A 21,903-nucleotide genomic window follows, 5' to 3' on the forward strand; every position below is an offset into this window, starting at 1 on the left:
CTCCAGTTAGGTTCAGGTTAAAATTCTGGCCTGCGATTATACGCAGTCCGGGGCCAACTGCCTACCGCACTGCACGAAGGCGACTAACAACATCAACAATTTGCGAGCTGGCAAAGGCGATGTCCTCTGTAGTTGTGAACCTCCCGAACGAAAACCGCAGTGCTCTATGGGCCTGATCATCACTCAAGCCAATCCCTCGCAGTACATAAGACGGCTCAATTGTGGCCGACGCACAGGCAGAACCCGAGGAAACCGCAAGTTCCCTGAGCCCCAACATGAGTGATTCAGCCTCTATCCCGTCAAAGGACAGATTCAGGATACCCGGCACCCGGTGATCCCTGCTGCCATTAAAAGAGACACCTTCAAGCCCCTCCAGGCCAACCAGAAAGGATTCACGCAAGCTCTCAAGATTGGCTATCTCAGCTTCCAGGTTCTCCTGAACCAGCGAAAAGGCCTTACCCATACCTACGATCTGGTGAGTCGGCAAAGTACCGGAACGCATTCCCCTCTCGTGCCCGCCACCATGAATCTGAGCTTCAATTCGAACATCAGGCGAGCGACGGACGTAGAGTGCACCTACGCCTTTCGGCCCATACACCTTATGGCCGGACAGGGCCATCAGATCCACCGGCATCTGACTTACATCAACCGGCATTTTACCCGGGGCCTGGGCAGCGTCCACGTGGAAAAGTATCCCCCGCTCACGCAACAACTGGCCAATTTCCGCAACATCGGTGACACAACCCAGCTCGTTATTCACAAGCATCAGGCTAACCAGGACGGTGTTTTCGCGTAGCTCGCTCAAAACCTGGTCTGCACTTATCCGCCCTTCCGGGTCAGGAGACAGCCACGTCACATCGACACCATGCTTTTCGAGCCATTTGCAGGTATCGAGAACGGCTTTGTGCTCGATGCTCGAGGTGATGACATGGACATCAGTACGGCCAGCCACAGCACCTTTAATGGCAAGGTTGTCAGATTCGGTCGCTCCAGAGGTCCAGACGATCTCCCTGGGGTCAGCATGGATCAGACTTGCAACCTGACGGCGAGCACTTTCGACAGCGGCCTCCGCCTGCCACCCAAAAGCATGGGATCGCGATGCGGGGTTGCCAAAAATGCCATCAGGAGTGAGGTATTTGACCATTTCTTCAGCGACGGACGGATCAACGGGCGTCGTCGCCGCATAATCCATGTATACGGGCTTTTTCATGATGATAAGGAGTTTTGTTTCAGGCCGGCGCCTGATCGGACAGGCGTTCGGTATTAATCGTTTCAGAACCGCTGTCCGATTGACGGCGGTTCTGGCGGTCCGCAACCTGGCGGATTTCGTGTTTCGTCATCAGGTCACCAAGACTGATTTCACTCAGAAACTGATGAATCTGATCACTCAGGTCAGACCACAGGTGGTGGGTAAGGCACTTCTCACCTTTCTGACAGTCGCCCTTGTTGCCGCATCGCGTGGTATCCAGAGATTCACTGACGGCGTCCACGACTTCCGCTATGTAAACCTCTTCCGCGTCACGACTCAAACGGTAGCCGCCACCGGGCCCTCGGATGCTGACCACAAGTTTCTGTCGGCGAAGGCGGGAGAAAAGCTGCTCCAGATAGGAAAGTGAAATTTCCTGCCGGGCTGAAATCTCAGCAAGACTCACCGGCCCCTGGTCTCCATGCAGAGCCAGGTCCAGCATTGCCGTGACGGCGTAGCGGCCTTTGGTGGTCAACTTCATAACATCAGCCCCGTGATGGGATTGAATCTAGATTCACAGCAGCGAGTATGAATTGACCTACTAATTCAGTCAAGTATTCAGCCCCGCGTCTCTTCGCTCTCATCGCGAACGCAGTCAAAATCCTCTTCATGAAGCGGCGGAAGCTCACCATTCTGGTATTCGCTGTTAACCTTGCGAAGAGCCCGACACATATTCTCAATACGATCATCAACAGCGTGCATATGATCCAGAAGGGAACGCATGGCACGGGCAACAGGGTCCGGCATCTCCTCGGTTACACCATAGGCATCGAATCCCATTCGCTCTTCCATCTCTTTGCGGCGAACGTCGTCTTCGTTCTTGGATTTTACGATGATCCGTCCCGGAATACCGACCACTGTTGCACCAGCCGGAACGGCTTTGGTAACGACAGAATTTGACCCTATTTTGGCACCCTCACCGACGTCGAACGGGCCGAGAATCTTGGCACCCGCGCCTACCACCACGCTATCACCGATCGTTGGGTGACGCTTGCCCTGGTTCCAGCTGGTCCCGCCCAGAGTAACGCCCTGGTAGAGGGTAACATCATCGCCAATGATGGTGGTTTCGCCGATCACGACGCCCATCCCGTGGTCAATAAAGAAACGACGCCCGATAGTCGCGCCGGGATGAATCTCGATACCGGTCAGCCACCGGGCAATGGTGGAGATGGTACGAGCAAGCCATTTCAATCCCAGACTCCACAGCCAGTGAGAAAACCGGTGAAATAGCAGGGCATGAAGCCCGGGGTAATTGGTCAGAACCTCAAACGTATTTCTGGCAGCCGGATCCCGGTGAAAAACGCTCTTAATGTCTTCCCTCAAACGCTCAAACATGGCCATCTTCCTGTCCCGTCGCCTTAACATCGGCCTCAGCGGATTTACTTTTGCCTTTGACTCCAACCGCTTTCTGTACTGCGGTCAGTATGCCCCTGAGGATATTAATTTCCATCTGATCCAGTCTCGCGCGCTGAAAAAGACGCCGCAAACGGGTCATCAGCTGGCGCGGGTTTTCCTTTCGATGAAAATCTACATCCACCAGCACCTGTTCGAGATGCCCGAAAAAGCCCTCAACGTCGTTAACGGGAGCGGGAGGTACATCCCAGCCCGGGTCTCCCGGAGCCGTCATAGGTTTTAAGTATGGGCTCCCTTCCCCACCTTCAAGACTGCGGAGGTAATGCATTCTTAACTCATAGCACATTACCTGAACCGCCATGGCAAGATTCAGGGAACTGTAATCAGGATTTGAAGGTATGTGAATGTGGTAATGGCAACGCTGAAGCTCCTCGTTACTCAGCCCGTGATTTTCCCTGCCGAACACCAGTGCAACAGTTCCTTTTTCAGCGTTATCACAGGCCGCGCCAGCGGCTTCCGGGGGCGGAATAACCGGCCAGGGCACCTTGCGCCCACGGGCACTCGTACCCATCACGAGCAAGCAACCGTCCAACGCTTCATCCAGGGATGACACGACACTGGCCCGATCCAGAATATCCGACGCCCCTGCAGACCGGGCATAAGAGGCCTCGTCCGGGAAAGAGTTCGGCTTTACCAGCCAGAGGTTACCAAGCCCCATGTTCTTCATGGCACGAGCCACTGCACCAATGTTACCCGAGTGGGACGTCTCAACCAGAACGATACGGATCTGATCCAGGAATGTGTCAGTGGCTCCCAGAGGAAGTGCCGGTTTATGCATCGTGAACAGGTCCAAGCTGAGTGAATAAGATCGCGTATCATATCAGAAACGGAAGCCGTCCCGCCCGTCCGGAGATGCCGTAATCCTTTGGTGTCCGTGGTATTGCTGAGTCAAAAAACATACAAGCGGGAGTGAACTTTTGCTATGATACCCGCCCTTCACACACCCGGATAATGAACACTCAGATGCAACCAGCTATTAAAATGGCCCTTCGCGTCGCGCGTCAGGGGTCCGACTACCTGAAAGCCCACTTCGAGCGCCAGGAGCCCACCGGCAAGGACGACGCAGAACGCCGCCGTCAGCTGGATCGGGTTGAGCAGTCTATTTACGACAACTTTTCCGAGCAGCTCGAAAAGGCCTACAAGGACCACAGCATCGCTCCCCTGAATGATGCGGATGCCGGCACCAGTGAGAAAAGCTGGCATATTTTCCCCGTTCTCGGGCGCGAAAACTTCCTGAGAGGCATACCCGAATTTGCCCTCGCACTTGCCCAGAAAAAAAACAACCGAACAGAGAATCTCCTGATCGTAAATCCGGTGACGGGCGAAGAGTATTCCGCCAGTCGCGGCCATGGCGCGGCGCTCAACAGCCGCCGGGTACGTGCTTCGGAAGTCAAGCACACCGAGCAAGCCGCCATTTCCACCAACCTTCTGGACCAGGCCCGCAAAAGCGAGGATTCGCTACTGTGGGGTGAAATGGCATCGGTTCTCGCCCGTGAATCCGCCATGTTCCGTACGTCCGGATGCGTGGTTCTGGACATAGCCCGGGTATCTTCAGGCAGTCTCGATGCTGCCGTCATCTTCCGCCCGGAAGTTACCGATATGGACCTCGGCGTTACTCTGGCGATGGAGTCTGGTGCACTAACCGGCGATTTTTCCGGCAACCCTGCAACCGGTAATGCCCGCCAGCTGGTTGTGGCCAACCCCAAGCTTTTCCGGGAAGTCCTCAAGGTACTGCACCCGTTCCGGGGCCGCCTGCCCCGCTGAGCGGCCGCTGCCTGTCGGCCACAAAAAAACCGCCATCCCGAGGGAGTGGCGGTTTTTTTCGGCTTGAAGATAACTTACATCCGGTTCAGCCACTCAGGCGGCTGCTCCTCTTCCTCACCATTGGCGATACCTTCTTTCGCCGGAAGCATCAGGTCCTCACGCGAAACACCAAACGCAATCAACAAGCTTGCCGATACGTAGATGGACGAATAGGTACCCACAACAACACCGATAATCAGTGCCAGCGAAAAGTTGTTAATGGCCTCACCACCAAACAGATAGAGGGCAAACAGAACAACGAGTGTCGTACCGGAGGTGTTGATCGTCCGGCTGATAGTCTGATGAATCGAAGTATTGATAATGTCCCAGGAATCACCAACCCGCATCTTGCGAAAGTTTTCCCTGATCCTGTCCGAGACCACGATGGTATCGTTCAGGGAGTAACCAATAACCGCAAGCAGCGCCGCCAGGACCGTGAGATCGAACGTCCACTGGAACAGGGCAAAGCACCCAAGAACAATGATGACGTCGTGGGCCAGCGGCAATACCGATGCGATACCGAACTTGAACTGGAACCGCATACCTACGTAAATCAGAACGACCGCGAGGGCAAGCAGCAAGCCGAGGCCGCTGTCTTCCCGCAGCTCTTCCCCAACCTGAGAACCGATAAACTCGGAGCTGATCAGCTCAAGATCGGCGCCTCCGGCTGTCAGTGCCTGAGTTACCTCCTCACCCAACTGATCATTGCCGGCCTCCGCAAGCCGGACCAGGACCGTCGTATCCGAACCAAAATTCTGAACCGAGAACTGTTCATAGCCAGCCGCGTCCAGAGTGGAACGTATTTCCTGGAGGGCCGGCGCCTCGGCGTATTCAAACTCGACCGACGTGCCGCCCGTAAAGTCCATGCCCAGGTTAAGACCGCGCACTGCGAGCAGCACGACGGACGTAACCAGAAGCGCAATTGAGAGGACAGATGCAATCTTCCTCAAACCCATGAAATCAAATGGTTTCTTCTCGTGTTCAGACATTTGCCAGCTTCCTTCCGATCGACAGCTTCTCGATCTTTCGACCGCCATAAACAAGGTTCACGATACTGCGACTGACCATCAACCCGGAGAACATCGAGGTAAGAATGCCCAGACACAGGGTTACTGCAAAGCCCTTAACCGGACCGGAGCCCATGGCGAAAAGGATCACCGCGACAAGCAGGGTTGTAATGTTGGCATCAAAAATAGACACAAACGCACGGGAATAACCGGAGTTTATTGCAGTCTGCGGCGGAACGCCGGCCCTGAGCTCTTCTCTTATTCGCTCAAAGATAAGTACGTTGGCATCTACTGCCATACCTACCGTGAGAACGATACCGGCGATACCCGGCAAGGTCAGGGTTGCAGAGAGAATAGACATACAGGCAATCAGCAACATCAGGTTAAGTGTCAACGCGACGTTGGCGATCAGACCAAAGCCCCGGTAATAGACCAGCATGTAAACAAGGACCAGGACAAAACCCAGCAACACCGACATCATACCGGCATCGATGTTTTTCTGGCCGAGGCTCGGACCGATCGTACGCTCCTGAACAAAGTACATGGGTGCTGCCAGGGCACCCGCACGCAGCAACAGTGCCAGCTCAGCCGCCTCGGGAATCGAATCGAGACCGGTAATACGGAAGCTGCTGCCCAGTGCGGATTGAACGGTCGCCAGACTGATAATGCCCTTTTCAACCACCCGCTTGTCTACCGAGGTCATCTCACCATCGACCATGCGGTTTTCGGTTTCCGTACGGAACTCGATGAACAGAACCGCCATACGACGGCCGATTGCATTTCGGGTCGCACGGTTCATCTGATCACCGCCGACAGAGTCCATGGTGATACTTACCTGTGGCTGACCGTTCTCGTCGAACGCCTGCTGGGCATTGGCAACGTTGTTACCAGTCGTGATGACGTCACGCTCCAGACGGGCGGATCGCTGGGGGTTGTCACGGAAACTGAACTCCTCAACCTCCCCGGCCGATGCGTCCTGAGGAGCCTCAAGCCGGAACTCCAGGTTCGCTGTGGCGCCCAGAACCCGCTTGGCCTGTGCGGTGTCCTGCACACCCGGCAATTCGACGATAATCCGGTCAGCACCCTGGCGCTGAACCAGCGGCTCTGCGACACCCAGTTCATTGACACGATTACGGATAGTCGTCAGGTTTTGCTCAAGTGCGTATTCCTGAATTGACCTCACTTCCGCTTCGGACAGAGACAGGACAATCTGACGCTCTTCACCTTCGGTGCGCTCATCCATCAGAAACTGGTTGTACTGGTCACGGATGAGATCGAAGGCCTCGGCACGAGACTCCACGTCGCGGAAACTGAGGACGATCTCGCGCTGCCCTTCAACATCGCCGCCACGATAGCGAATCCGCTCATCACGGAGCTCACGCTTAATCTGACCAGACAGTGCCTCGAGGCGCTGACTGACTGCAGTCTCCATATCCACTTCCAACAGGAAGTGCACACCGCCACGCAGGTCCAGGCCAAGTTTCATTGGGCCGGCACCGAGACTCTTCAGCCAATCCGGTGTAGAGGGGGCCATATTCAGGGCTACAAGGTAGTCGTTACCGAGCACGGACTGCACCGCGGGACGAGCCTGAAGCTGGTCTTCTGCGGTGGTAAGGCGAATCAGGGCATCCCGATCCTGAAGCGTACTGCTTTTAACCTCGACACCCTCTGATTCCAGAGCCTTGACCGCTCGATCCAGAGTACCTGCATTTACTTCGGTGCTGCTTCGGGCACCGGTAATCTGAATGGCGTAATCGTCAGGGAAAAGGTTGGGCAAAGCGTAGATAAACCCGATCAGAAGTGCGACCAGGATAACTAGGTTTTTCCAGAGAGGATACTTGTTCAGCATGGGATCCCTTTTAGCCGGCCAAAGGCCGGCCTTGGTGTTTCAGCCAGAAAGAATCAAACCGTCGGGTTACGGCCTCCGGCTCAGATGTCCTTCAGAGTACCTTTTGGCAGAGCTGCAGCGACGGCAACCTTCTGCACCTTGATTTCAACATTGTCAGCGATTTCAACAGCGATGAAGTCGTCGGTTACTTTGGTGATCTTTCCAGCAACGCCGCCGGAAGTGACGATCTCGTCACCCTTGTTCAGGCCCGACATCAGCGCTTTGTGCTCCTTGGCGCGTTTGGACTGTGGGCGCCAGATCAGGAAGTAAAAAATCAGGATGAAACCGGCAAAGAAGATCACCTGACCCATCACACCCATACCCTGGGCAGCAGGGTCCTGCGCCATGGCCAGTGCGGGCATCATCGCCATCAAACCGGCTACGAGCAATTTAATCGATTTCATTTAATATCTCCGTTGGTTAAGCAATTAGTTCAGTCAGTGCTCAGCGGCGGGACTGCCTCGCCGCGAAGAGCATAGAAGTCGATTACAAAGTCCGACAATGTACCTGCTTCAATGGCCCCACGCAATCCGGCCATGAGGTTCTGATAGAACCGCAGGTTATGGATTGTATTCAACTGCGACCCCAGCATTTCTCCACACTTATCCAGATGATGCAGATAACTTCTCGAAAAGTTCTTACAAGTGTAACAGTCGCAGCGCTCGTCAAGAGGCGAGGTATCATGGCGATGGCGGGCATTGCGGATCTTGACGATTCCGGTCGACGTGAACAGGTAGCCATTCCGTGCATTACGGGTCGGCATGACACAGTCGAACATATCCACACCACGACGGACCGCCTCAACGATATCTTCCGGCCGGCCGACGCCCATCAGATAGCGTGGTTTATCTTCCGGCATCTTCGGCGGAAGATGATCCAGAATCCGGATCATATCCTCTTTCGGCTCGCCAACGGAAAGGCCACCGATGGCGTAACCATCAAATCCGATTTCCGTCAGCCCTTCCAGTGAGCGCTCACGAAGGTTCTCGTACATGCCACCCTGAACGATCCCGAATAATGCCGCAGGGTTGCCTTCGTGGGCGTTTTTACTGCGCTCGGCCCAGCGCAACGAAAGCTCCATGGAATCCTCCGCCTGGCGTTCGGTGGCCGGGTAAGGCGTGCACTCATCGAAGATCATGACAATGTCCGAACCCAGATCACGCTGCACCTGGATCGCAATCTCGGGCGACAGCTTGACTGGCGAACCATCGATGGGAGAACGGAAGGTTACATCCTCCTCAGTAATTTTTCGCATCTCGCCAAGGCTGAATACCTGGAAACCGCCAGAGTCCGTCAGGATTGGCCCTTTCCACTGGGTGAAGTCATGGAGATCTCCATGGGCTTTGACCACCTCGGTGCCTGGGCGAAGCATCAGATGAAAGGTGTTACCCAGAATTATCTCGGCACCAATTTCTTCGATATCGCGGGGCAGCATGCCCTTGACCGTGCCGTAAGTGCCAACCGGCATGAATGCAGGCGTTTCCACCGTGCCACGAGGAAAGGTCAGCCGGCCACGACGGGCGCGCCCGTCTTCTCCAAGCTTTTCAAATGACATGAAACAGGACTGGGTCACACAGCCTCCCCGGCGTTATCTTGCGTGGAATCGGTGGTGGTTTCGGAGGGACCCAGCAGCATTCCCCTGCTTGGTTCCTGACCGGTAATAAACATGGCGTCTCCATAACTGAAGAACCGGTATTGTTCTGCGACGGCCTCCCGGTAGGCATTCATCACACTCTCATAGCCGGCGAATGCGCTCACCAGCATGATCAGCGTGGACTCGGGCAAGTGGAAGTTCGTCAACAGGACATCGACCGTTTCAAAGCGGTATCCCGGACTGATGAATATGTCTGTCTCACCGCGAAATGCCCGCAGGCGGCCTCCCCTGCTAGCCGACTCGAGGGAGCGTACAGAGGTGGTACCGACTGCAATAACGCGGCCACCGCGCGATCTGGTGCGCTCGACGGCATCCACGGTTTCCTGGGGAACATGCACCACTTCACTGTGCATGACATGATCTTCGATCCGGTCAACACGAACCGGCTGAAACGTCCCGGCACCAACATGGAGTGTCACGAAAGTGGTTTCAACGTCCATTTCCCGGAGTGTTTCAAAAAGCTTCTCATCAAAGTGCAAACCTGCCGTGGGCGCTGCAACAGCGCCTGCCTCTCTCGCATAGACCGTCTGGTACCGCTCACGATCTGAACTTTCGTCAGGGCGATCCACATATGGTGGCAACGGCATATGCCCGATGCGCTCGAGTACTTCAAGCACGGGCTCGGCGGCTTCGCAGACAAGATGAAACAAAGCCGCGTCCCGACCAGTCATTCGCATGGCCGTGCCGTCTTCAAGGATGACTTTTTGACCATCCTTGAGTGCTTTTGACGCACGAACATGGGCAATAATCGTATGCTCGCCGGTCACTCTCTCGACCAGGATTTCGACCTGCCCTCCGGTTTCTTTCTTCCCGAACAAGCGGGCAGGAATTACACGGGTGTCATTAAAGACCAGCAGATCGCCAGGCTGGAGCAACCCGGGAAGGCTCGAGAACTCTCGGTGCATGGCTTCGCCGGACAGCCCGTCCAGACATAGCAGACGGGATGCCGTGCGTTCCCGGAGGGGATATCGTGCGATCAGCTCGTCCGGCAGATCAAAGTAAAAATCAGAGACGTTCATAGAAAGGGGTGTCTAGGCGCGACGGCACTTGTGTAAAAAGAATGCGGAATTTACCACGGAATGCGTCTCGCCTGAACAGCAAGATCATTTATTCTGGTTCTGGACTTCGTTTTGCCGTTCCAATGAAGAGGTAATTGCTGTGCAATTTCCGATAAGAACCCGGAGACGTTACGTTCTGAACGGAAATTACCAGCCCCTGATAAACCGGAGAGGTGAACCGGGTAGTCAGGCCCAGATATGCACCATCGCGCTCTGGGGTGATAGCCTCCTGCTGCCAGACGGGCCTGCTGGAATCGGTATCAAATTGAAGAGAACAATTTGCGCGAGCGAACAGCGAAGTTATAAAGAGAGGGGTGCCTTTCAGGTAATGGTAGCGGCGGGCGGACTCGAACCGCCACGGGTTTTACCCCAACGGATTTTGAATCCGTCGTGTCTACCAATTTCACCACGCCGCCATCGGAAAGTGGAGGGGATTATACTGAGCTTGTTCGCGAAAGCAATATGGTCAGCGGACAGATCTGCCTGCTGCTTCAAATATTCAGAGCCTGTCAAACAGGGACAGCTGGGACACCTGTGCAAAAGACTGCTGCGCGGCCTGCAGGACAAAGCTCTGGAAGCTCAGATTACTGATCGCCTCGGCGTAGTCCAGATCCTGCAATTCTGAACGAATTTCATTGGTATACACCGATGAGTCGTCCAGAAAAGTCCTGGTGGACTCCACAGCATTCATCCTTCCGCCAAGCTCCGTTTGCTTCAGGATGATACTTTCCTGGGCGCTGTCGAGGTTAATGAGGGATTCAGCGATCAGGTCATCGAATTCAGCGGCTCCCTGAGCGCTGGTCTTCCCGATGGACTCAAGGCCTGCAATCAGGTTTTCGATGGTTCCGAAAACCGATTGTTTTTCATTGATCTTCAGCGTGAATACGTCACCTGCCCCCGGGACTGCGTCGCTGATAGACACTTCAACACCTGCAACTACAAACGGTTCACCAGTCTGATAGGTTGCCGGATCAACCGTCAGGATATCCCCTTCACTGTCCGTCGCGAGGATGTTTCCGCCGGCTTGAATTTCAACAGTGATGTCATCCGGAAACGAATTCGGGTACTCAGCCTTTAACGAAGCCTCATTAACCACGGACACACCTGAAATGTAGGCATCAGTGGTGTTCACTGTTGTATGCTCACCCGTCACGGCGGCCGGAACATTTACAAAAATGCCTTTGCCATGATCGCTGATCGGTACGGTAACACCATCATCAATTTCCAGAACGCGTTGGCCCTCATCCCCCTGATACTGCCAACTGCCGGTAGCATCCTGCTGGAAGGCCTGTATTGCCCCCTGGAAACCGCTGAAAATATATTCCCCGGATGCATCGCGAGTGTTGGCAACGTTTGCCAGCTGCCCCAGGCGTTCTCTCAACTCCGACGATATTGAGCGACGGTCATTCGCTGTCAGTGAACCGTTACCTGCCTGCACCGTGAGCTCACGAACCCGCTGAATAATATCGACTGAGCTTTCCAGCGTGCTTTCTTCCTGATTAAGCCGGTTATCCGCGAGGTCCACATTACGCTGATAGGTTTCGACACGCGCCAGCTCCTGGTCCAGCTTAAGAATCCTGGCAGCAGCCACAGGGTCATCAGACGGCTTGTTTACCCTCTTGCCCGTTGATATCTGTTGCTGGGTATTATTCAGGTTGGTGTTAAGTTCCTGCAGGCGATTAATACCGCCGGAAAAAATCTGTTGTGATGAAATTCGGATCATCTCACATCACCTCACGCTGCCATCTCGACCGTTACCCGTCCCATTATCGGAAACTCTGTAACAGCGTATTGAATAAATCCTGGGCCACCGACATAACCTGCGCCGATGCGTTATAAGCCGCCTGATACTGGATCAACTTGCCGGCCTCCTCATCAAGGTTTACACCGGATACAGCCTCCCGTTGATTGGTGGACTGCTCCAGGAGCGTTTTACCCGCATCCATATCGAGTTGACTCTGGCGGGTTGCGACGCCGATATCCTCGACCAGCCCGGCATAGCCCTCGGTGAAACTCTGGTTGCCGTTATTCAGGGTATTCGCGGTACCCAGCGCGGCAAGCAGCTCCGCGTTACGGTTATCGGAAACACCGTTGGTGTTGTAGTCAATAGTGAACGTGTCACCCACAGCAGGCTGACCTGTCACTCTGAACTGAAAGCCCTGATAAGCAGCACCGCTGGCAGGGTCTTCGCTGAATAATTCATTCACCTGTCCTGCAGTGTAGGGCTGGTTTGCCGCGCCAATCGCAGTGCCGGAGGAATCCGTCACAGTAAAAGTCAGACCGGTGGGACCGCCGGAAGCAAAGGACACCGTCAGGGGCCCGTTACTCAATTCCCCCGACGTCTGAAACCCTGGCAAGAGTGAGTTGGTGAACGGGTTTTTCACGTTCAGCATCGTGCCCTGATCAATCGCCCCGGTCCCGATATTCTGATCCCCGGTTGATGCCCGCACGGGACTGGCGAACGCAAGATCCTCTTCACGATCAACCACAAGCCCGATAGCCTCTGCCGCATTCCGGCTTGGCTGGATCAGATATTTATCGCCCGCATTAAAGGTGCCTCCTTCAATGCGGATGTTAAACCCGGGCATGGATATCTCGGACTGAACCGGGTCTGGCAACCGACCCTGATTGACGGTTTCACCGGTAGCCTTGTCAATAAGTTCGAAGCTGCCGCCATCACCACTGAACTGAAGCGTGTAGCTGCCTGCCGCGAGTTTCGCACTATCGGTTATCTCCACCGCCAGTTGGCCGTTCTGGGGAACCTGATTATTGCTGTTCGCAATCACCCGACTCCGTTGCACGGCCTCGGAGTTAATGTCCTTGAAGAACAACCCGCCCAGATCGCCCTCCAGATCCATACCAATTTCATGCTGATGGTTCATGGTTGCCGACAAGGCAATAGCTATTCTGCCGAGCTCATCAAATGCTGGCTTGAGTGCCTCATTGTCAAAACGAAGCAGCCCACCAAGCTTGCCGCCACTGATCTGCTCGTTCACATTGAGCGTGCGCCCACCATTGCTCAACGTAAACTCAAGACGTGTGGGGTCCTCCGCACTCTCTCGGGTGCCAAACTGGGCAGCGTTACTGCCCACTACCAGAGACTGCCCATTGGTCAGCGAAACGTTAACCTGGCTGCCGTCTGCCGGCGACACCTTGATATTGACCAGTTCCGCTAACTGCCTGAGTTTCTCATCACGCTTGTCCAGCAACTCATTCGGCATCTTCCCCTGAGCAATGCCAGGGGATTCCGAGATCGCCAGATTCAGTTCGGCAATGCTCTTGAGCAATGTATTGGCGTCCTTGACACCCTGCTCCATCTGGGTTTTGACCGATTCACGCTGCTGGATGAACTCCTGATTCAGTCCCTGGAATCGATTAACAATTTGCTGGGCTTCGCTCAACACCAGTTGCCGCTGAGGCAGAGAGGTTGGGTCCTCGGCAGCATTCTGAAGGCTGGCAAAGAAATTGTTCAGGGCATTACTCAACCCGGTATTCTCTCCGCCCAGGAGGTTATCAAGCCTCGTCAACTCGGAATTCAGTGTTTCCTGTTCACCGTAGAGGGTGCTGTCTTCCCTGACCTGTTGCACAAGGTATTCGTTGGCCAGACGACGAATATTTTCAATACTGACACCGCTTCCGATAGTGCCAGCACCGGTGCGCTGCCCTTCCTGGGTTTCAAACTGGACTTCCTGGCGGCTATAACCCGGAGTGTTAGCGTTGGTAATATTGTTTCCGGTGGTATTCAGCGCCGCCTGATGACTCAGGACGCCGGTCAGACCAATACCTATCAGCCCTGCCATAACAGTTACTCCTTAGTCCCTTCACTGCCCAGAGACAGCGTCATCAATGAGTCACGATTCATGATCTGGCGGATCTTTTGACCATAGTCGGGATCGGTCGCATAACCTGCCTGCTGAAGCTTGTCCGCAAAGACTTCGGGCTGATCAGCAACCGAGAGAACATCCCGGTAACGTGGGTTCGATTCCAGGAAAGAAACATAGTCACGGAAGCTCGATTCGTAGTCCGGGTAGGACCTGAAACTCGCCTGCTCCTTCATGGGCAAACCTTCCCGATATTCTGTCGTGGTGATGGTCACTGCATCCCCCTGCCAGCGGCTGTCAGCCTTGATACCAAACAGGTTAAAGCTCGGCTGGTCTCCATCACCCTTGATCATGTGACGTCCCCAGCCAGTCTCGAGAGCGGCCTGGGCAACCATCAGTTTGGGGTCAATCCCGGCATCAACAGCGATGCGCTCTGCCACTGGCAACAGTTCGCGCACAAAATGCTCCGGCGACTCGAACCGCTCAGGCATGGCTCCTGAAGTTTCGGCCGGCATGGCGACTGCAATACCTGCCACCTCTGTTACCTTTGCAACCTGCTCGGGTAATCGGGGCGACAAGGCCGGCAGGCTGCGATCGTAATCCGCAAGACTTTGCTTGTAGTCCGCCAGCTTTCCTCCCTCGCTGTTCATGCCGGGCATCTGACGGCTTAGCTGCCGGACCAGCGCGTCGGCAAGTCCCGCACCCTGATCTTTCGCCATAGTAAGACTGAGCTGGCTGTCGAACATGTCCCGATAGAATTCCGACTGCTTGCTGTTGAGGTAATTGCCCTCGGCAAATACATCCCCTGCTTTGCGCATGGATTTGAGCATTTCGGACAGGAACAGGCTCTCGAATTGCCGCGCCACTTCCTCAAGCGCCGCCTGCTTGTCCGTACGGGCCTGGGATTTCAGCGCATTCAAGCCGCTGAAATCGGTGTAGACCTGTGCCTGCTGAACCTGGTAGTCCTGCATCATGCCACCTAAATTACAATCAGTTCGGCACGCAAAGCACCGACCTGCTTGAGCGCTTCGAGAACAGCCATAACATCTCCGGGGGCCGCACCAACCTGGTTAACCGCCTGGACAATCTCATTCAGGGTGACGGCAGGCCCGAACTTAAACATCCGTGCCGGGTCTTCGGTAACCGCAATCTGGGTATCCTGCTGCACGGCGGTGTCTCCACCGGCAAAGGGGTTGGGTTGAACCACTTCGGGATTTTCCTGAATGGTGACGGTCAGGTTGCCGTGAGTAACTGCCGCCGGACTGACTTTCACATTCTGGCCAACCACGATGGTGCCGGTGCGGCTGTTGATGACCACCTTGGCCGCATCCTGAGCCGGATCAATCTCAATGTTTTCGAGAATTGAGAGGAAACTCACTCGCTGGGAAGGGTCCCGGGGCGCCCGCACCGAGACCGAAGTCGCATCGTGGGCATAGGCCATGTCAGGGCCAAGATGACCATTAATCGCCTCTACGACCCGCCGGGCTGTTGTGAAATCGGCGCGGAGCAGGTGGAAGGTGATGGTGTCACCTTTCGAAAACGGCGAGGACACCTCACGCTCAATGGTGGCACCGTTTGGAATACGCCCTACGCTCGGAACATTGACGGTGATGCGGGAGCCGTCCTGGCCCTGGGCACCGAAACCACCGACGACAAGACTGCCCTGCGCCATGGCGTAAATATTGTTATCGGCACCCTTCAGCGGCGCCATCAATAAGGTACCACCGCGCAGGCTGTCGGCATTGCCGATGGAAGAAACCGTAATATCAAGTTCCTGACCGGGCTTGGCAAACGGAGGCAGTGTTGCGCTCACGGTTACCGCGGCCACATTGGCCAGGTTGGGGTTGACGCCGTCAGGCAGTGTCACACCAAACTGATTCATCATGTTCCGAAACGTCTGATTGGTGAACGGCGCCTTGTCTCCGGTTCCGTCCAGTCCCACCACAAGACCGTAGCCCACCAGTTGGTTGTTACGAACGCCCTTGATGCGCGCCAGATCTTTCAGGCGGTCAGCCATCACCGGAGCGGCAACAAGTACCATCACCAGCATGGTCGCCAATGCTCTTTTCAAAGTCATAACGGCCACCATTCGCTGTTGAAGAAGCGGGCCATCCAGCCCATCTGATTGGCCTGATCAAAATCCCCGGTACCACCATAGGCAATTCGAGCATCCGCAATGCGGGTCGAGGCCACGGTGTTGTCCGGTTGAATATCCTGGGGACGCACCAGGCCAGTGAGCCGGATGAATTCATCGCCGTTGGTCAGGGACAACCACTTCTCTCCCCTGATACGCAGGACACCATTGGGCAAGACTTCAGTCACAGTAACTGTGATATTGCCTGCCAGGCTGTTGCTCTGATCCGCCTCGGCTGAACCCTCGAAATCCCGCTGCTGATCGATTGATGTGGCAATACCAATGCTGCTTTTCCCGAGAATCGTCGGTTCCGGCAGGGTTATGTCGCTATCCTTGGTGATACTAGTGTCAGCGTTCTTGCTCGCCCGCGTGGACTCTTTCAGGGTGATCGTCAGAACATCCCCGACATTCAGCGCCGTCGTATCGCCATAGAAGTTGTAGTTCCGGGAAGTCTGGAAAATGGCACCGGACTCCGGATCCCTGTGCATCATTGCCTGTGCACGAACCGGGGCATATTCGGGATCATCAGGAACCGCCCGGGGCCGGCTCATGGCTGTGCACCCCTGCAACACAATCAGCAGTCCGACAAGCGCCAGCGTGCCCACTTGCCTGGATTTACCGGTTTGAATGATGCGTTTCATGGCTTAACCAATGTTGTTGGTAATGAACTGGAGCATCTGGTCAGTTGTGGAGACTACCTTCGAGTTCATCTCATAGGCTCGCTGAGTGGTAATCATATTGACCAACTCTTCCACCACTTCCACGTTGGACGCCTCAACCGATCCCTGCTCAATAGATCCAAGGCCCGCGAGCCCTGCCTCACCCTCTGCGGGATCTCCACTTGCATTGGTGGCCTTGAACAGGTTGTTACCGATGGCCTGAAGGCCCTGAGGATTAATGAAATCCGCCAGGGTAATCTGACCCAGGTTGATCGGTGCGGACTGATCATCTGTTACCGCCGTGACCGTGCCGTCCTTGCCGATGGTGACATTGGTCGCGTTGTCAGGGACCGTAATCGCAGGCTCAAGGGCGTAACCATCCGGGTTCACCACATCGCCGTTGGCATTGAGCTGGAACTGGCCATCCCGGGTGTAAGCGATCTGACCATCCGGCAACTGAACCTGGAAGAAGCCCCGGCCATTAACCGCCATATCAAGCGGCTGCTCGGTAATTTGCAGGTTACCCTGGGAAAACTGCTTGGCTGTGCCCACGATCCGCACACCGGTGCCTAATTGAAGCCCTGAGGGCAACTCGGAGTTCTGGGTGCTCAAGCCACCCGGCTGCCGGTTGATCTGATACAGCAAGTCCTGAAAGACCGCACGATCCCGCTTGAAGCCGGTGGTATTGACGTTTGCCAGGTTGTTGGAAATCGTGGACATGTTGGTGTCCTGTGCGCTCAATCCGGTTTTGCTGACCCAAAGTGCTGGATGCATGATTCCTACTCCTTGCCGGAGGCTTTTGTTGCGGCCAGTTTTTGCCGCTTTCAGCCCGCCAGGCTATTGTGTTCAGTCGTTATCAGAGATTCTGCAACAGCCGTGCCGTCGCCTCGGAATTGTCCTTTGCGGTGCTCATGACCTTGACCTGCATTTCGTATTGCCGGGATAACTGGAGGTTGGAAATCATCTCTTCCACGGCATTAACGTTTGAGCTCTCCAGAAACCCGGATGCAACGCGCTGACTGGCATCTGGTGGCTCCGGGCCGTCGATCGCCTGATCAGGCTTGCGGTGCATAAACCCGTCCAGACCTTTCTCCAGGGCACCCGATGGTGGACTCACCAGTTTGAGCCGGTCGACCTCCACCAACTCATCCGGTGCGCCGCCAACAGGAACAATGGACACGGTGCCATCAGCACCAATCTCTACGTTCTCGAACGGGGGAAGCGCAACGGGACCGCCATTGCCAAGCACCGGCTCACCACCGGGCAGGCGCATCAGGCCGTTTACGTCAATCTGGAGACTGCCGGTACGAGTGAAGACCTCTTGGCCCTGATCATTCTGGATAGCCAGCCAACCATCACCCTCTACGGCAACATCGAGTTTCCGACCGGTATCCATCAGTGTGCCAGCGGACAGATCGGTACCCGGCCGTTCAGTCATGGCGTAGGCACGGGTCGGATGATGCTCGCCGTAAACAGGCATGCTGCGGGCCTGGGCAAAGTCTTTCTTGAAGCCTGTGGTACTGACGTTTGCCAGGTTATTGGCATGAGCACGCTGGGCAAGCATATTCTGCTTGGCGCCAGACATACCGATGTATAGGGCTTTGTCCATGGGAAAACTCCTGCCGGAATTTTGACTGTTTCCAGTCTTCCTGCAGGAGTCGTGCCATATTCACATTAGCGGGGATTAGCGGAGGTTGATGATGGTCTGGGTGACCGCATCGGAGGTTTCAATAGTCTTGGCATTGGCCTGATAATTCCGCTGGGCAATGATCAGGTTTACCAGTTCCGCAGACAGATCTACGTTGGACTCTTCTACGGAGCTGGCCTTGATGGAACCCAGGGTTCCGGTATCCGGAGCACCGACAATCGGCTGACCAGACTCAAAAGTCTCAACCCACGATGTGTCACCCACCGGAGAAAGACCGTTGGTATTATTAAACGACGCCAACGCAACCTGACCCAGCGACTGCGATTGCCCGTTGGTATAGCGAGCAAAGAGAACCCCCTGATCCGAAACATCCAGCCCGGATAAGCGGCCTGTAGTGTAGCCATTCTGCCGCTGATTATTCACACCGAACGCAGCGCCATATTGAGTGGTATCACTCAGTCCGATCACAAAAGCGGACGAAGTTGGCGGCTCCGGAATCGGCGTTACTACTGGAGTGCCAGTGGCCGGTGGACCATCAGCACCGTTTGGTTGTCCATCCTCGTCTTTCGGAATCCAGTCCGACACAACAATGTCGCCTGCCGGGTCCCCATTTATGGACTGCAAATCGCCATCCTGATTAAAACGCGCGGTATAGGGCGTTGTATCAGTACCAGCAACCATTTCACCATCTATCTGGACATAGATAGACCATTCGCTGACACCAATACCATTACCGGGCGCCGGCTCCTTTACGAAGAACTGAGTCAGCTCGTGGGAGTTACCCAGACTGTCATAGATAGATGTCGACGTTGCATGGTTGTAAGTACGCTGGTCCAGCGGATTAAACTCATTGGTAATCCGGATCGGCGAGGCAAGAAAAGCCGTTTCAAAATCGTTATCAGCCGTCACTGCGGTCACACTGGCAACAGATCTGTCGGCAGTGGCATTCACTTCCCCAAGGACGGTGGTTGGTCCGGCAGTGGTTGTGCCATCACCAAAACTGTATTCCAGCGTCTCGCCCTGGTTATGGATAACCCTGAGAACGTCATTGCTTCCGGAACCATCATCGACGGCCGATGCGGAAATTGCGGTTTCGCTGGAGTTATTAATTGAGTCAACAAGATCCTGTAACGACGAAATGTTACTTGTATCAATCGTCAACGGAGAGCCATTTACACTAAGGCTGAATGAGAAGTTCGTGGGACCGGCATTAGTGATAAAGGAATTATCAAGCGGGGTCGCGCCGTCAAAGGTAGCGGTCGTTGTGGCGGACGCACTCATTCCCTGGGCATCGTTAATTGCGGCTGCGGCTTCTCGAGCAGTTGTCGCTGCCGTCAGATCAACGCTGTAATCTGCCGTGCCATCATTATACTGAACATCAAATTGTTCACCCTGTATGTCGGCAAATGCCAGTGGCCCGATATCCCGCACCCTCGTTTCCAGCACAGTCTCACGGGAATCAAGATTGAGGTCAGACAACAAACTGGTCGTGCGGCGTGGCGCGAGGTTGTCCGTGGCAATCTGCAAGTCACCTCGAATACCGGACAAATTGCCATTGTCATCAGCAGTGAAGCCCTGTACTCGCATATTCTGGTTGTTTACGACGTAGCCTTCCTTGTCGATACCGAACTGCCCGGCCCGGGAATAGCGAATCTCACCCCCATTGTTGAGGACAAAGAAACCGTCGCCACTGATTGCCATATCAAGACCGCTGTCGGTAAAACTGATATTGCCCTGGCCGAAGGACTGCTTGACGTCCTGAACCCGAACACCATCACCGACAGGACTTGAACCCGCACCCAGAAAACCGCTGGCATACAAATCCCCGAATTGAGCTTTGCTGCCTTTGAAGCCAACGGTACTGGCATTGGCGATATTGTTGCCGGTGACATCGAGATCCACCGATGCTGCCCGGAGGCCACTGAGCCCTGTATTAAACGCCATAATTCACCCCTTGGTCTGACACCGGTATCAATTGATTTGTTTTACGTCGGACAGGGCAATGGACCCCATTCCGGCCAGGTTCAATGTAATTGACCCGTTCTGGCCCAGTGAAACGCTATCGACATTCGCACTGACCATGGTCGATAACTGCTGCGGACCATCCGGGTAGGACGCTTCGGCCACTATCTTGTAGGGCCCCTGCGGCAATGAATTGCCGTTGCCGTCCTGTCCGTCCCAGCTAAAGGACTGCACACCTGCCGGGCTGTTGCCCAGATCAATCTGGCGTACCAGTTCTCCGCTTTGATTCTGAATGGACACTCTCAGCCCACCGGTAGAGGCCGGCACTTCAATCGTGCCGCCAATCTCACCCTCTGCGCCAAGAATGCCGACTCCGGAAGGCGCAAGGACGGTCTTGCCCACCATGGCTGAAGCCTGAAGTGCCTGGGTGGACCGGAACTGACCAACCACATCATCAACCGTGCCCGAGAGTTTCTGCATCTCTTCAAGCGAACTGAACTGCGCCAACTGGGAGATAAACTCGCCATTATCCTGTGGCTCCAGTGGGTTCTGATTCTTGAGCTGGGCCAGCATCAGCTCCATGAACTCATTTTTCCCCAGCTCGTTTTTCCCGCTGGCACCGCTTTGCTGGTCTAGCTGGTACTGGCTCAGAACATCCGGGGCGCCGCTGGTATTGGTTACGCTCATTGTTTGATCCTCACCGTTTTACTGCTGACCAAGGGTCAGGATGCGCTGCATCATGGATTTCGCGGTGTTCATGATGTCGACATTCATCTGAAAGCTCCTGGAAGACGACATCATGTCGGCCATTTCCTCTACCACGTTCACGTTCGGATAGAACACATTGCCGTCTTCGTTCGCCGCCGGGTGGTCAGGCTCATAACGCATCTGCAGCTCAGCAGCGCTTTCCACAACACCCTGAACACGAACCCCAGCACCCGGTCCCTGCTCGCTCTGTAAGCTCAACCCCTGATTATCGGGGTTCAGCATGGACTGCTGGATGGCTGCAAAAACCGGCTTTCGGGCTCGGTACGCTGTTTCTGTACTGGAGCTGGCCGTCTCGGCGTTGGCGATGTTGGACGCCGTGGTATTCAGCCGCAGGGATTGCGCGGTCATGCCGGATCCGGCGATGTCAAAAATGCTGCCCAATGACATGAAATCTCTCCTTCGCTAATCGAGTCGCTGCGACTTATTCGCCCTTCAGGGCCTTGGTAAGACCGGAAAACTTGCTGTTCAGAAACTGGAAGCTGGCCTGGTAATCCATGGCATTACGCATAAACCGGGTCTGTTCCTGCTGAGCATCTACCGTATTGCCGTCAACCGAAGGCTGGTTCGGCACTCGATAAAGCAGCTCAGACTCGGCTGCGCCGGAAGACGTATCCATGTGAGCGTCGTCCGTCTTACTCATCTCAAACCCGCTGACCGACTGCTGGGCACGCTGCATCATTGCCTGGAAATCCACATCCCGTGCTTTGAAGCCCGGGGTATCGGCGTTCGCCATGTTGTTTGCCAGCACCTCAGCCCGCTTTACCCGCGCTTCCAGAGCGTGTTGATGAATCCCCAGCGCCTTATCGAACGAAATCGCCATACTACCTCCCAAAAACTGCACC

Annotated in this window: 21 protein-coding genes and 1 tRNA gene; 1 reads left to right on the forward strand and 21 read right to left on the reverse strand. The window is 55.1% G+C overall.

Annotated elements, in window-relative coordinates; genetic code table 11:
* Positions 1-61: 61 nt before the first annotated feature.
* From KFJ24_RS07275 to trmJ, 4 genes are all read right to left on the reverse strand, one after another.
* Entirely contained in the window at positions 62-1,210 is a 1,149-nt protein-coding gene (locus KFJ24_RS07275) for an IscS subfamily cysteine desulfurase (RefSeq protein WP_250830407.1), read from the reverse strand.
* A gap of 19 nt (positions 1,211-1,229) precedes the next feature.
* Positions 1,230-1,727, reverse strand: coding sequence for a Fe-S cluster assembly transcriptional regulator IscR (gene iscR, locus KFJ24_RS07280; RefSeq protein ID WP_250830408.1), 498 nt, complete (start codon positions 1,725-1,727; stop codon positions 1,230-1,232).
* A 77-nt stretch (positions 1,728-1,804) separates the two neighbouring features.
* Positions 1,805-2,581 (reverse strand): serine O-acetyltransferase, encoded by a 777-nt coding sequence (gene cysE, locus KFJ24_RS07285; protein ID WP_250830409.1) that lies wholly within the window; start codon positions 2,579-2,581, stop codon positions 1,805-1,807.
* Positions 2,574-3,437, reverse strand: coding sequence for a tRNA (cytosine(32)/uridine(32)-2'-O)-methyltransferase TrmJ (gene trmJ / locus KFJ24_RS07290; protein ID WP_250830410.1), 864 nt, complete (start codon positions 3,435-3,437; stop codon positions 2,574-2,576). Before trmJ ends, cysE begins: the two co-directional genes overlap by 8 nt.
* A gap of 185 nt (positions 3,438-3,622) precedes the next feature.
* Between trmJ and KFJ24_RS07295 the strand changes: the two genes are divergently transcribed.
* A complete protein-coding gene (locus KFJ24_RS07295; RefSeq protein WP_250830411.1) occupies positions 3,623-4,423 on the forward strand; it encodes an inositol monophosphatase family protein in 801 nt (266 codons plus the stop codon).
* Between the two features lie 74 nt (positions 4,424-4,497).
* Here the strand turns inward: KFJ24_RS07295 and secF are convergent, their stop codons facing one another.
* The 17 genes from secF to flgB form a co-directional block, all read right to left on the reverse strand.
* Positions 4,498-5,451, reverse strand: coding sequence for a protein translocase subunit SecF (secF, locus tag KFJ24_RS07300; protein ID WP_250830412.1), 954 nt, complete (start codon positions 5,449-5,451; stop codon positions 4,498-4,500).
* Complete coding sequence (gene secD / locus KFJ24_RS07305; protein ID WP_250830413.1) at positions 5,444-7,318, reverse strand: protein translocase subunit SecD; 1,875 nt, start codon at positions 7,316-7,318, stop codon at positions 5,444-5,446. The genes secF and secD overlap by 8 nt, the downstream gene beginning before the upstream one ends.
* Positions 7,319-7,398: 80 nt before the next feature.
* Entirely contained in the window at positions 7,399-7,761 is a 363-nt protein-coding gene (gene yajC, locus KFJ24_RS07310; RefSeq protein ID WP_250830414.1) for a preprotein translocase subunit YajC, read from the reverse strand.
* A 29-nt stretch (positions 7,762-7,790) separates the two neighbouring features.
* Positions 7,791-8,912, reverse strand: coding sequence for a tRNA guanosine(34) transglycosylase Tgt (tgt, locus tag KFJ24_RS07315; protein WP_250832580.1), 1,122 nt, complete (start codon positions 8,910-8,912; stop codon positions 7,791-7,793).
* A 14-nt stretch (positions 8,913-8,926) separates the two neighbouring features.
* On the reverse strand, positions 8,927-10,030 hold the full coding sequence (gene queA, locus KFJ24_RS07320) for a tRNA preQ1(34) S-adenosylmethionine ribosyltransferase-isomerase QueA (protein ID WP_250830415.1): 1,104 nt from the start codon (positions 10,028-10,030) through the stop codon (positions 8,927-8,929).
* A gap of 368 nt (positions 10,031-10,398) precedes the next feature.
* A tRNA-Leu gene (locus KFJ24_RS07325) sits at positions 10,399-10,485 on the reverse strand.
* An 83-nt stretch (positions 10,486-10,568) separates the two neighbouring features.
* On the reverse strand, positions 10,569-11,792 hold the full coding sequence (gene flgL, locus KFJ24_RS07330; protein ID WP_250830416.1) for a flagellar hook-associated protein FlgL: 1,224 nt from the start codon (positions 11,790-11,792) through the stop codon (positions 10,569-10,571).
* A 43-nt stretch (positions 11,793-11,835) separates the two neighbouring features.
* Positions 11,836-13,869 carry a flagellar hook-associated protein FlgK gene (flgK, locus tag KFJ24_RS07335; RefSeq protein WP_250830417.1) on the reverse strand — a complete coding sequence of 678 codons (2,034 nt, stop codon included), beginning with the start codon at positions 13,867-13,869 and terminating at the stop codon, positions 11,836-11,838.
* Between the two features lie 5 nt (positions 13,870-13,874).
* A complete protein-coding gene (flgJ, locus tag KFJ24_RS07340) occupies positions 13,875-14,861 on the reverse strand; it encodes a flagellar assembly peptidoglycan hydrolase FlgJ (RefSeq protein WP_250830419.1) in 987 nt (328 codons plus the stop codon).
* 8 nt (positions 14,862-14,869) lie between these two features.
* Positions 14,870-15,967 carry a flagellar basal body P-ring protein FlgI gene (locus KFJ24_RS07345; protein WP_250830420.1) on the reverse strand — a complete coding sequence of 366 codons (1,098 nt, stop codon included), beginning with the start codon at positions 15,965-15,967 and terminating at the stop codon, positions 14,870-14,872.
* Entirely contained in the window at positions 15,964-16,665 is a 702-nt protein-coding gene (flgH, locus tag KFJ24_RS07350) for a flagellar basal body L-ring protein FlgH (protein WP_250830421.1), read from the reverse strand. Before flgH ends, KFJ24_RS07345 begins: the two co-directional genes overlap by 4 nt.
* A gap of 3 nt (positions 16,666-16,668) precedes the next feature.
* Complete coding sequence (gene flgG / locus KFJ24_RS07355; protein WP_250830422.1) at positions 16,669-17,457, reverse strand: flagellar basal-body rod protein FlgG; 789 nt, start codon at positions 17,455-17,457, stop codon at positions 16,669-16,671.
* An 82-nt stretch (positions 17,458-17,539) separates the two neighbouring features.
* Positions 17,540-18,292: a flagellar basal body rod protein FlgF gene (locus KFJ24_RS07360; RefSeq protein WP_250830423.1), complete on the reverse strand. Its 753-nt coding sequence runs from the start codon at positions 18,290-18,292 to the stop codon at positions 17,540-17,542.
* Between the two features lie 75 nt (positions 18,293-18,367).
* Positions 18,368-20,275, reverse strand: a complete 1,908-nt coding sequence (locus KFJ24_RS07365) for a flagellar hook protein FlgE (protein ID WP_250830424.1) — start codon at positions 20,273-20,275, stop codon at positions 18,368-18,370.
* Positions 20,276-20,302: 27 nt separating this feature from the next.
* Positions 20,303-20,980, reverse strand: coding sequence for a flagellar hook assembly protein FlgD (locus KFJ24_RS07370; protein ID WP_250830426.1), 678 nt, complete (start codon positions 20,978-20,980; stop codon positions 20,303-20,305).
* A gap of 18 nt (positions 20,981-20,998) precedes the next feature.
* The gene (gene flgC / locus KFJ24_RS07375) at positions 20,999-21,448 is read right to left on the reverse strand and encodes a flagellar basal body rod protein FlgC (RefSeq protein ID WP_250830427.1); all 450 of its coding nucleotides are present in this window, start codon (positions 21,446-21,448) and stop codon (positions 20,999-21,001) included.
* A 34-nt stretch (positions 21,449-21,482) separates the two neighbouring features.
* Complete coding sequence (flgB, locus tag KFJ24_RS07380; protein WP_250830428.1) at positions 21,483-21,881, reverse strand: flagellar basal body rod protein FlgB; 399 nt, start codon at positions 21,879-21,881, stop codon at positions 21,483-21,485.
* Between the last annotated feature and the right edge of the window lie 22 nt (positions 21,882-21,903).

Origin of the sequence: Marinobacter sediminum (assembly GCF_023657445.1) — a bacterium.
Taxonomy (GTDB): domain Bacteria; phylum Pseudomonadota; class Gammaproteobacteria; order Pseudomonadales; family Oleiphilaceae; genus Marinobacter; species Marinobacter sediminum_A.

Bases quoted from the DNA above. Each gene is read 5' to 3' on its own strand.
- flgJ (WP_250830419.1), bottom strand. From the start codon at position 14,861: ATGCAGGACTACCAGGTTCAGCAGGCACAGGTCTACACCGATTTCAGC.
- trmJ (WP_250830410.1), bottom strand. From the start codon at position 3,437: ATGCATAAACCGGCACTTCCTCTGGGAGCCACTGACACATTCCTGGAT.
- flgK (WP_250830417.1), bottom strand. From the start codon at position 13,869: ATGGCAGGGCTGATAGGTATTGGTCTGACCGGCGTCCTGAGTCATCAG.
- iscR (WP_250830408.1), bottom strand. From the start codon at position 1,727: ATGAAGTTGACCACCAAAGGCCGCTACGCCGTCACGGCAATGCTGGAC.
- secD (WP_250830413.1), bottom strand. From the start codon at position 7,318: ATGCTGAACAAGTATCCTCTCTGGAAAAACCTAGTTATCCTGGTCGCA.
- flgH (WP_250830421.1), bottom strand. From the start codon at position 16,665: ATGAAACGCATCATTCAAACCGGTAAATCCAGGCAAGTGGGCACGCTG.
- KFJ24_RS07360 (WP_250830423.1), bottom strand. From the start codon at position 18,292: ATGGACAAAGCCCTATACATCGGTATGTCTGGCGCCAAGCAGAATATG.
- flgG (WP_250830422.1), bottom strand. From the start codon at position 17,457: ATGCATCCAGCACTTTGGGTCAGCAAAACCGGATTGAGCGCACAGGAC.
- secF (WP_250830412.1), bottom strand. From the start codon at position 5,451: ATGTCTGAACACGAGAAGAAACCATTTGATTTCATGGGTTTGAGGAAG.
- KFJ24_RS07365 (WP_250830424.1), bottom strand. From the start codon at position 20,275: ATGGCGTTTAATACAGGGCTCAGTGGCCTCCGGGCAGCATCGGTGGAT.
- flgL (WP_250830416.1), bottom strand. From the start codon at position 11,792: ATGATCCGAATTTCATCACAACAGATTTTTTCCGGCGGTATTAATCGC.
- flgC (WP_250830427.1), bottom strand. From the start codon at position 21,448: ATGTCATTGGGCAGCATTTTTGACATCGCCGGATCCGGCATGACCGCG.
- tgt (WP_250832580.1), bottom strand. From the start codon at position 8,912: ATGTCATTTGAAAAGCTTGGAGAAGACGGGCGCGCCCGTCGTGGCCGG.
- KFJ24_RS07370 (WP_250830426.1), bottom strand. From the start codon at position 20,980: ATGAGCGTAACCAATACCAGCGGCGCCCCGGATGTTCTGAGCCAGTAC.
- KFJ24_RS07345 (WP_250830420.1), bottom strand. From the start codon at position 15,967: ATGACTTTGAAAAGAGCATTGGCGACCATGCTGGTGATGGTACTTGTT.
- yajC (WP_250830414.1), bottom strand. From the start codon at position 7,761: ATGAAATCGATTAAATTGCTCGTAGCCGGTTTGATGGCGATGATGCCC.
- queA (WP_250830415.1), bottom strand. From the start codon at position 10,030: ATGAACGTCTCTGATTTTTACTTTGATCTGCCGGACGAGCTGATCGCA.
- cysE (WP_250830409.1), bottom strand. From the start codon at position 2,581: ATGTTTGAGCGTTTGAGGGAAGACATTAAGAGCGTTTTTCACCGGGAT.
- flgB (WP_250830428.1), bottom strand. From the start codon at position 21,881: ATGGCGATTTCGTTCGATAAGGCGCTGGGGATTCATCAACACGCTCTG.
- KFJ24_RS07275 (WP_250830407.1), bottom strand. From the start codon at position 1,210: ATGAAAAAGCCCGTATACATGGATTATGCGGCGACGACGCCCGTTGAT.
- KFJ24_RS07295 (WP_250830411.1), top strand. From the start codon at position 3,623: ATGCAACCAGCTATTAAAATGGCCCTTCGCGTCGCGCGTCAGGGGTCC.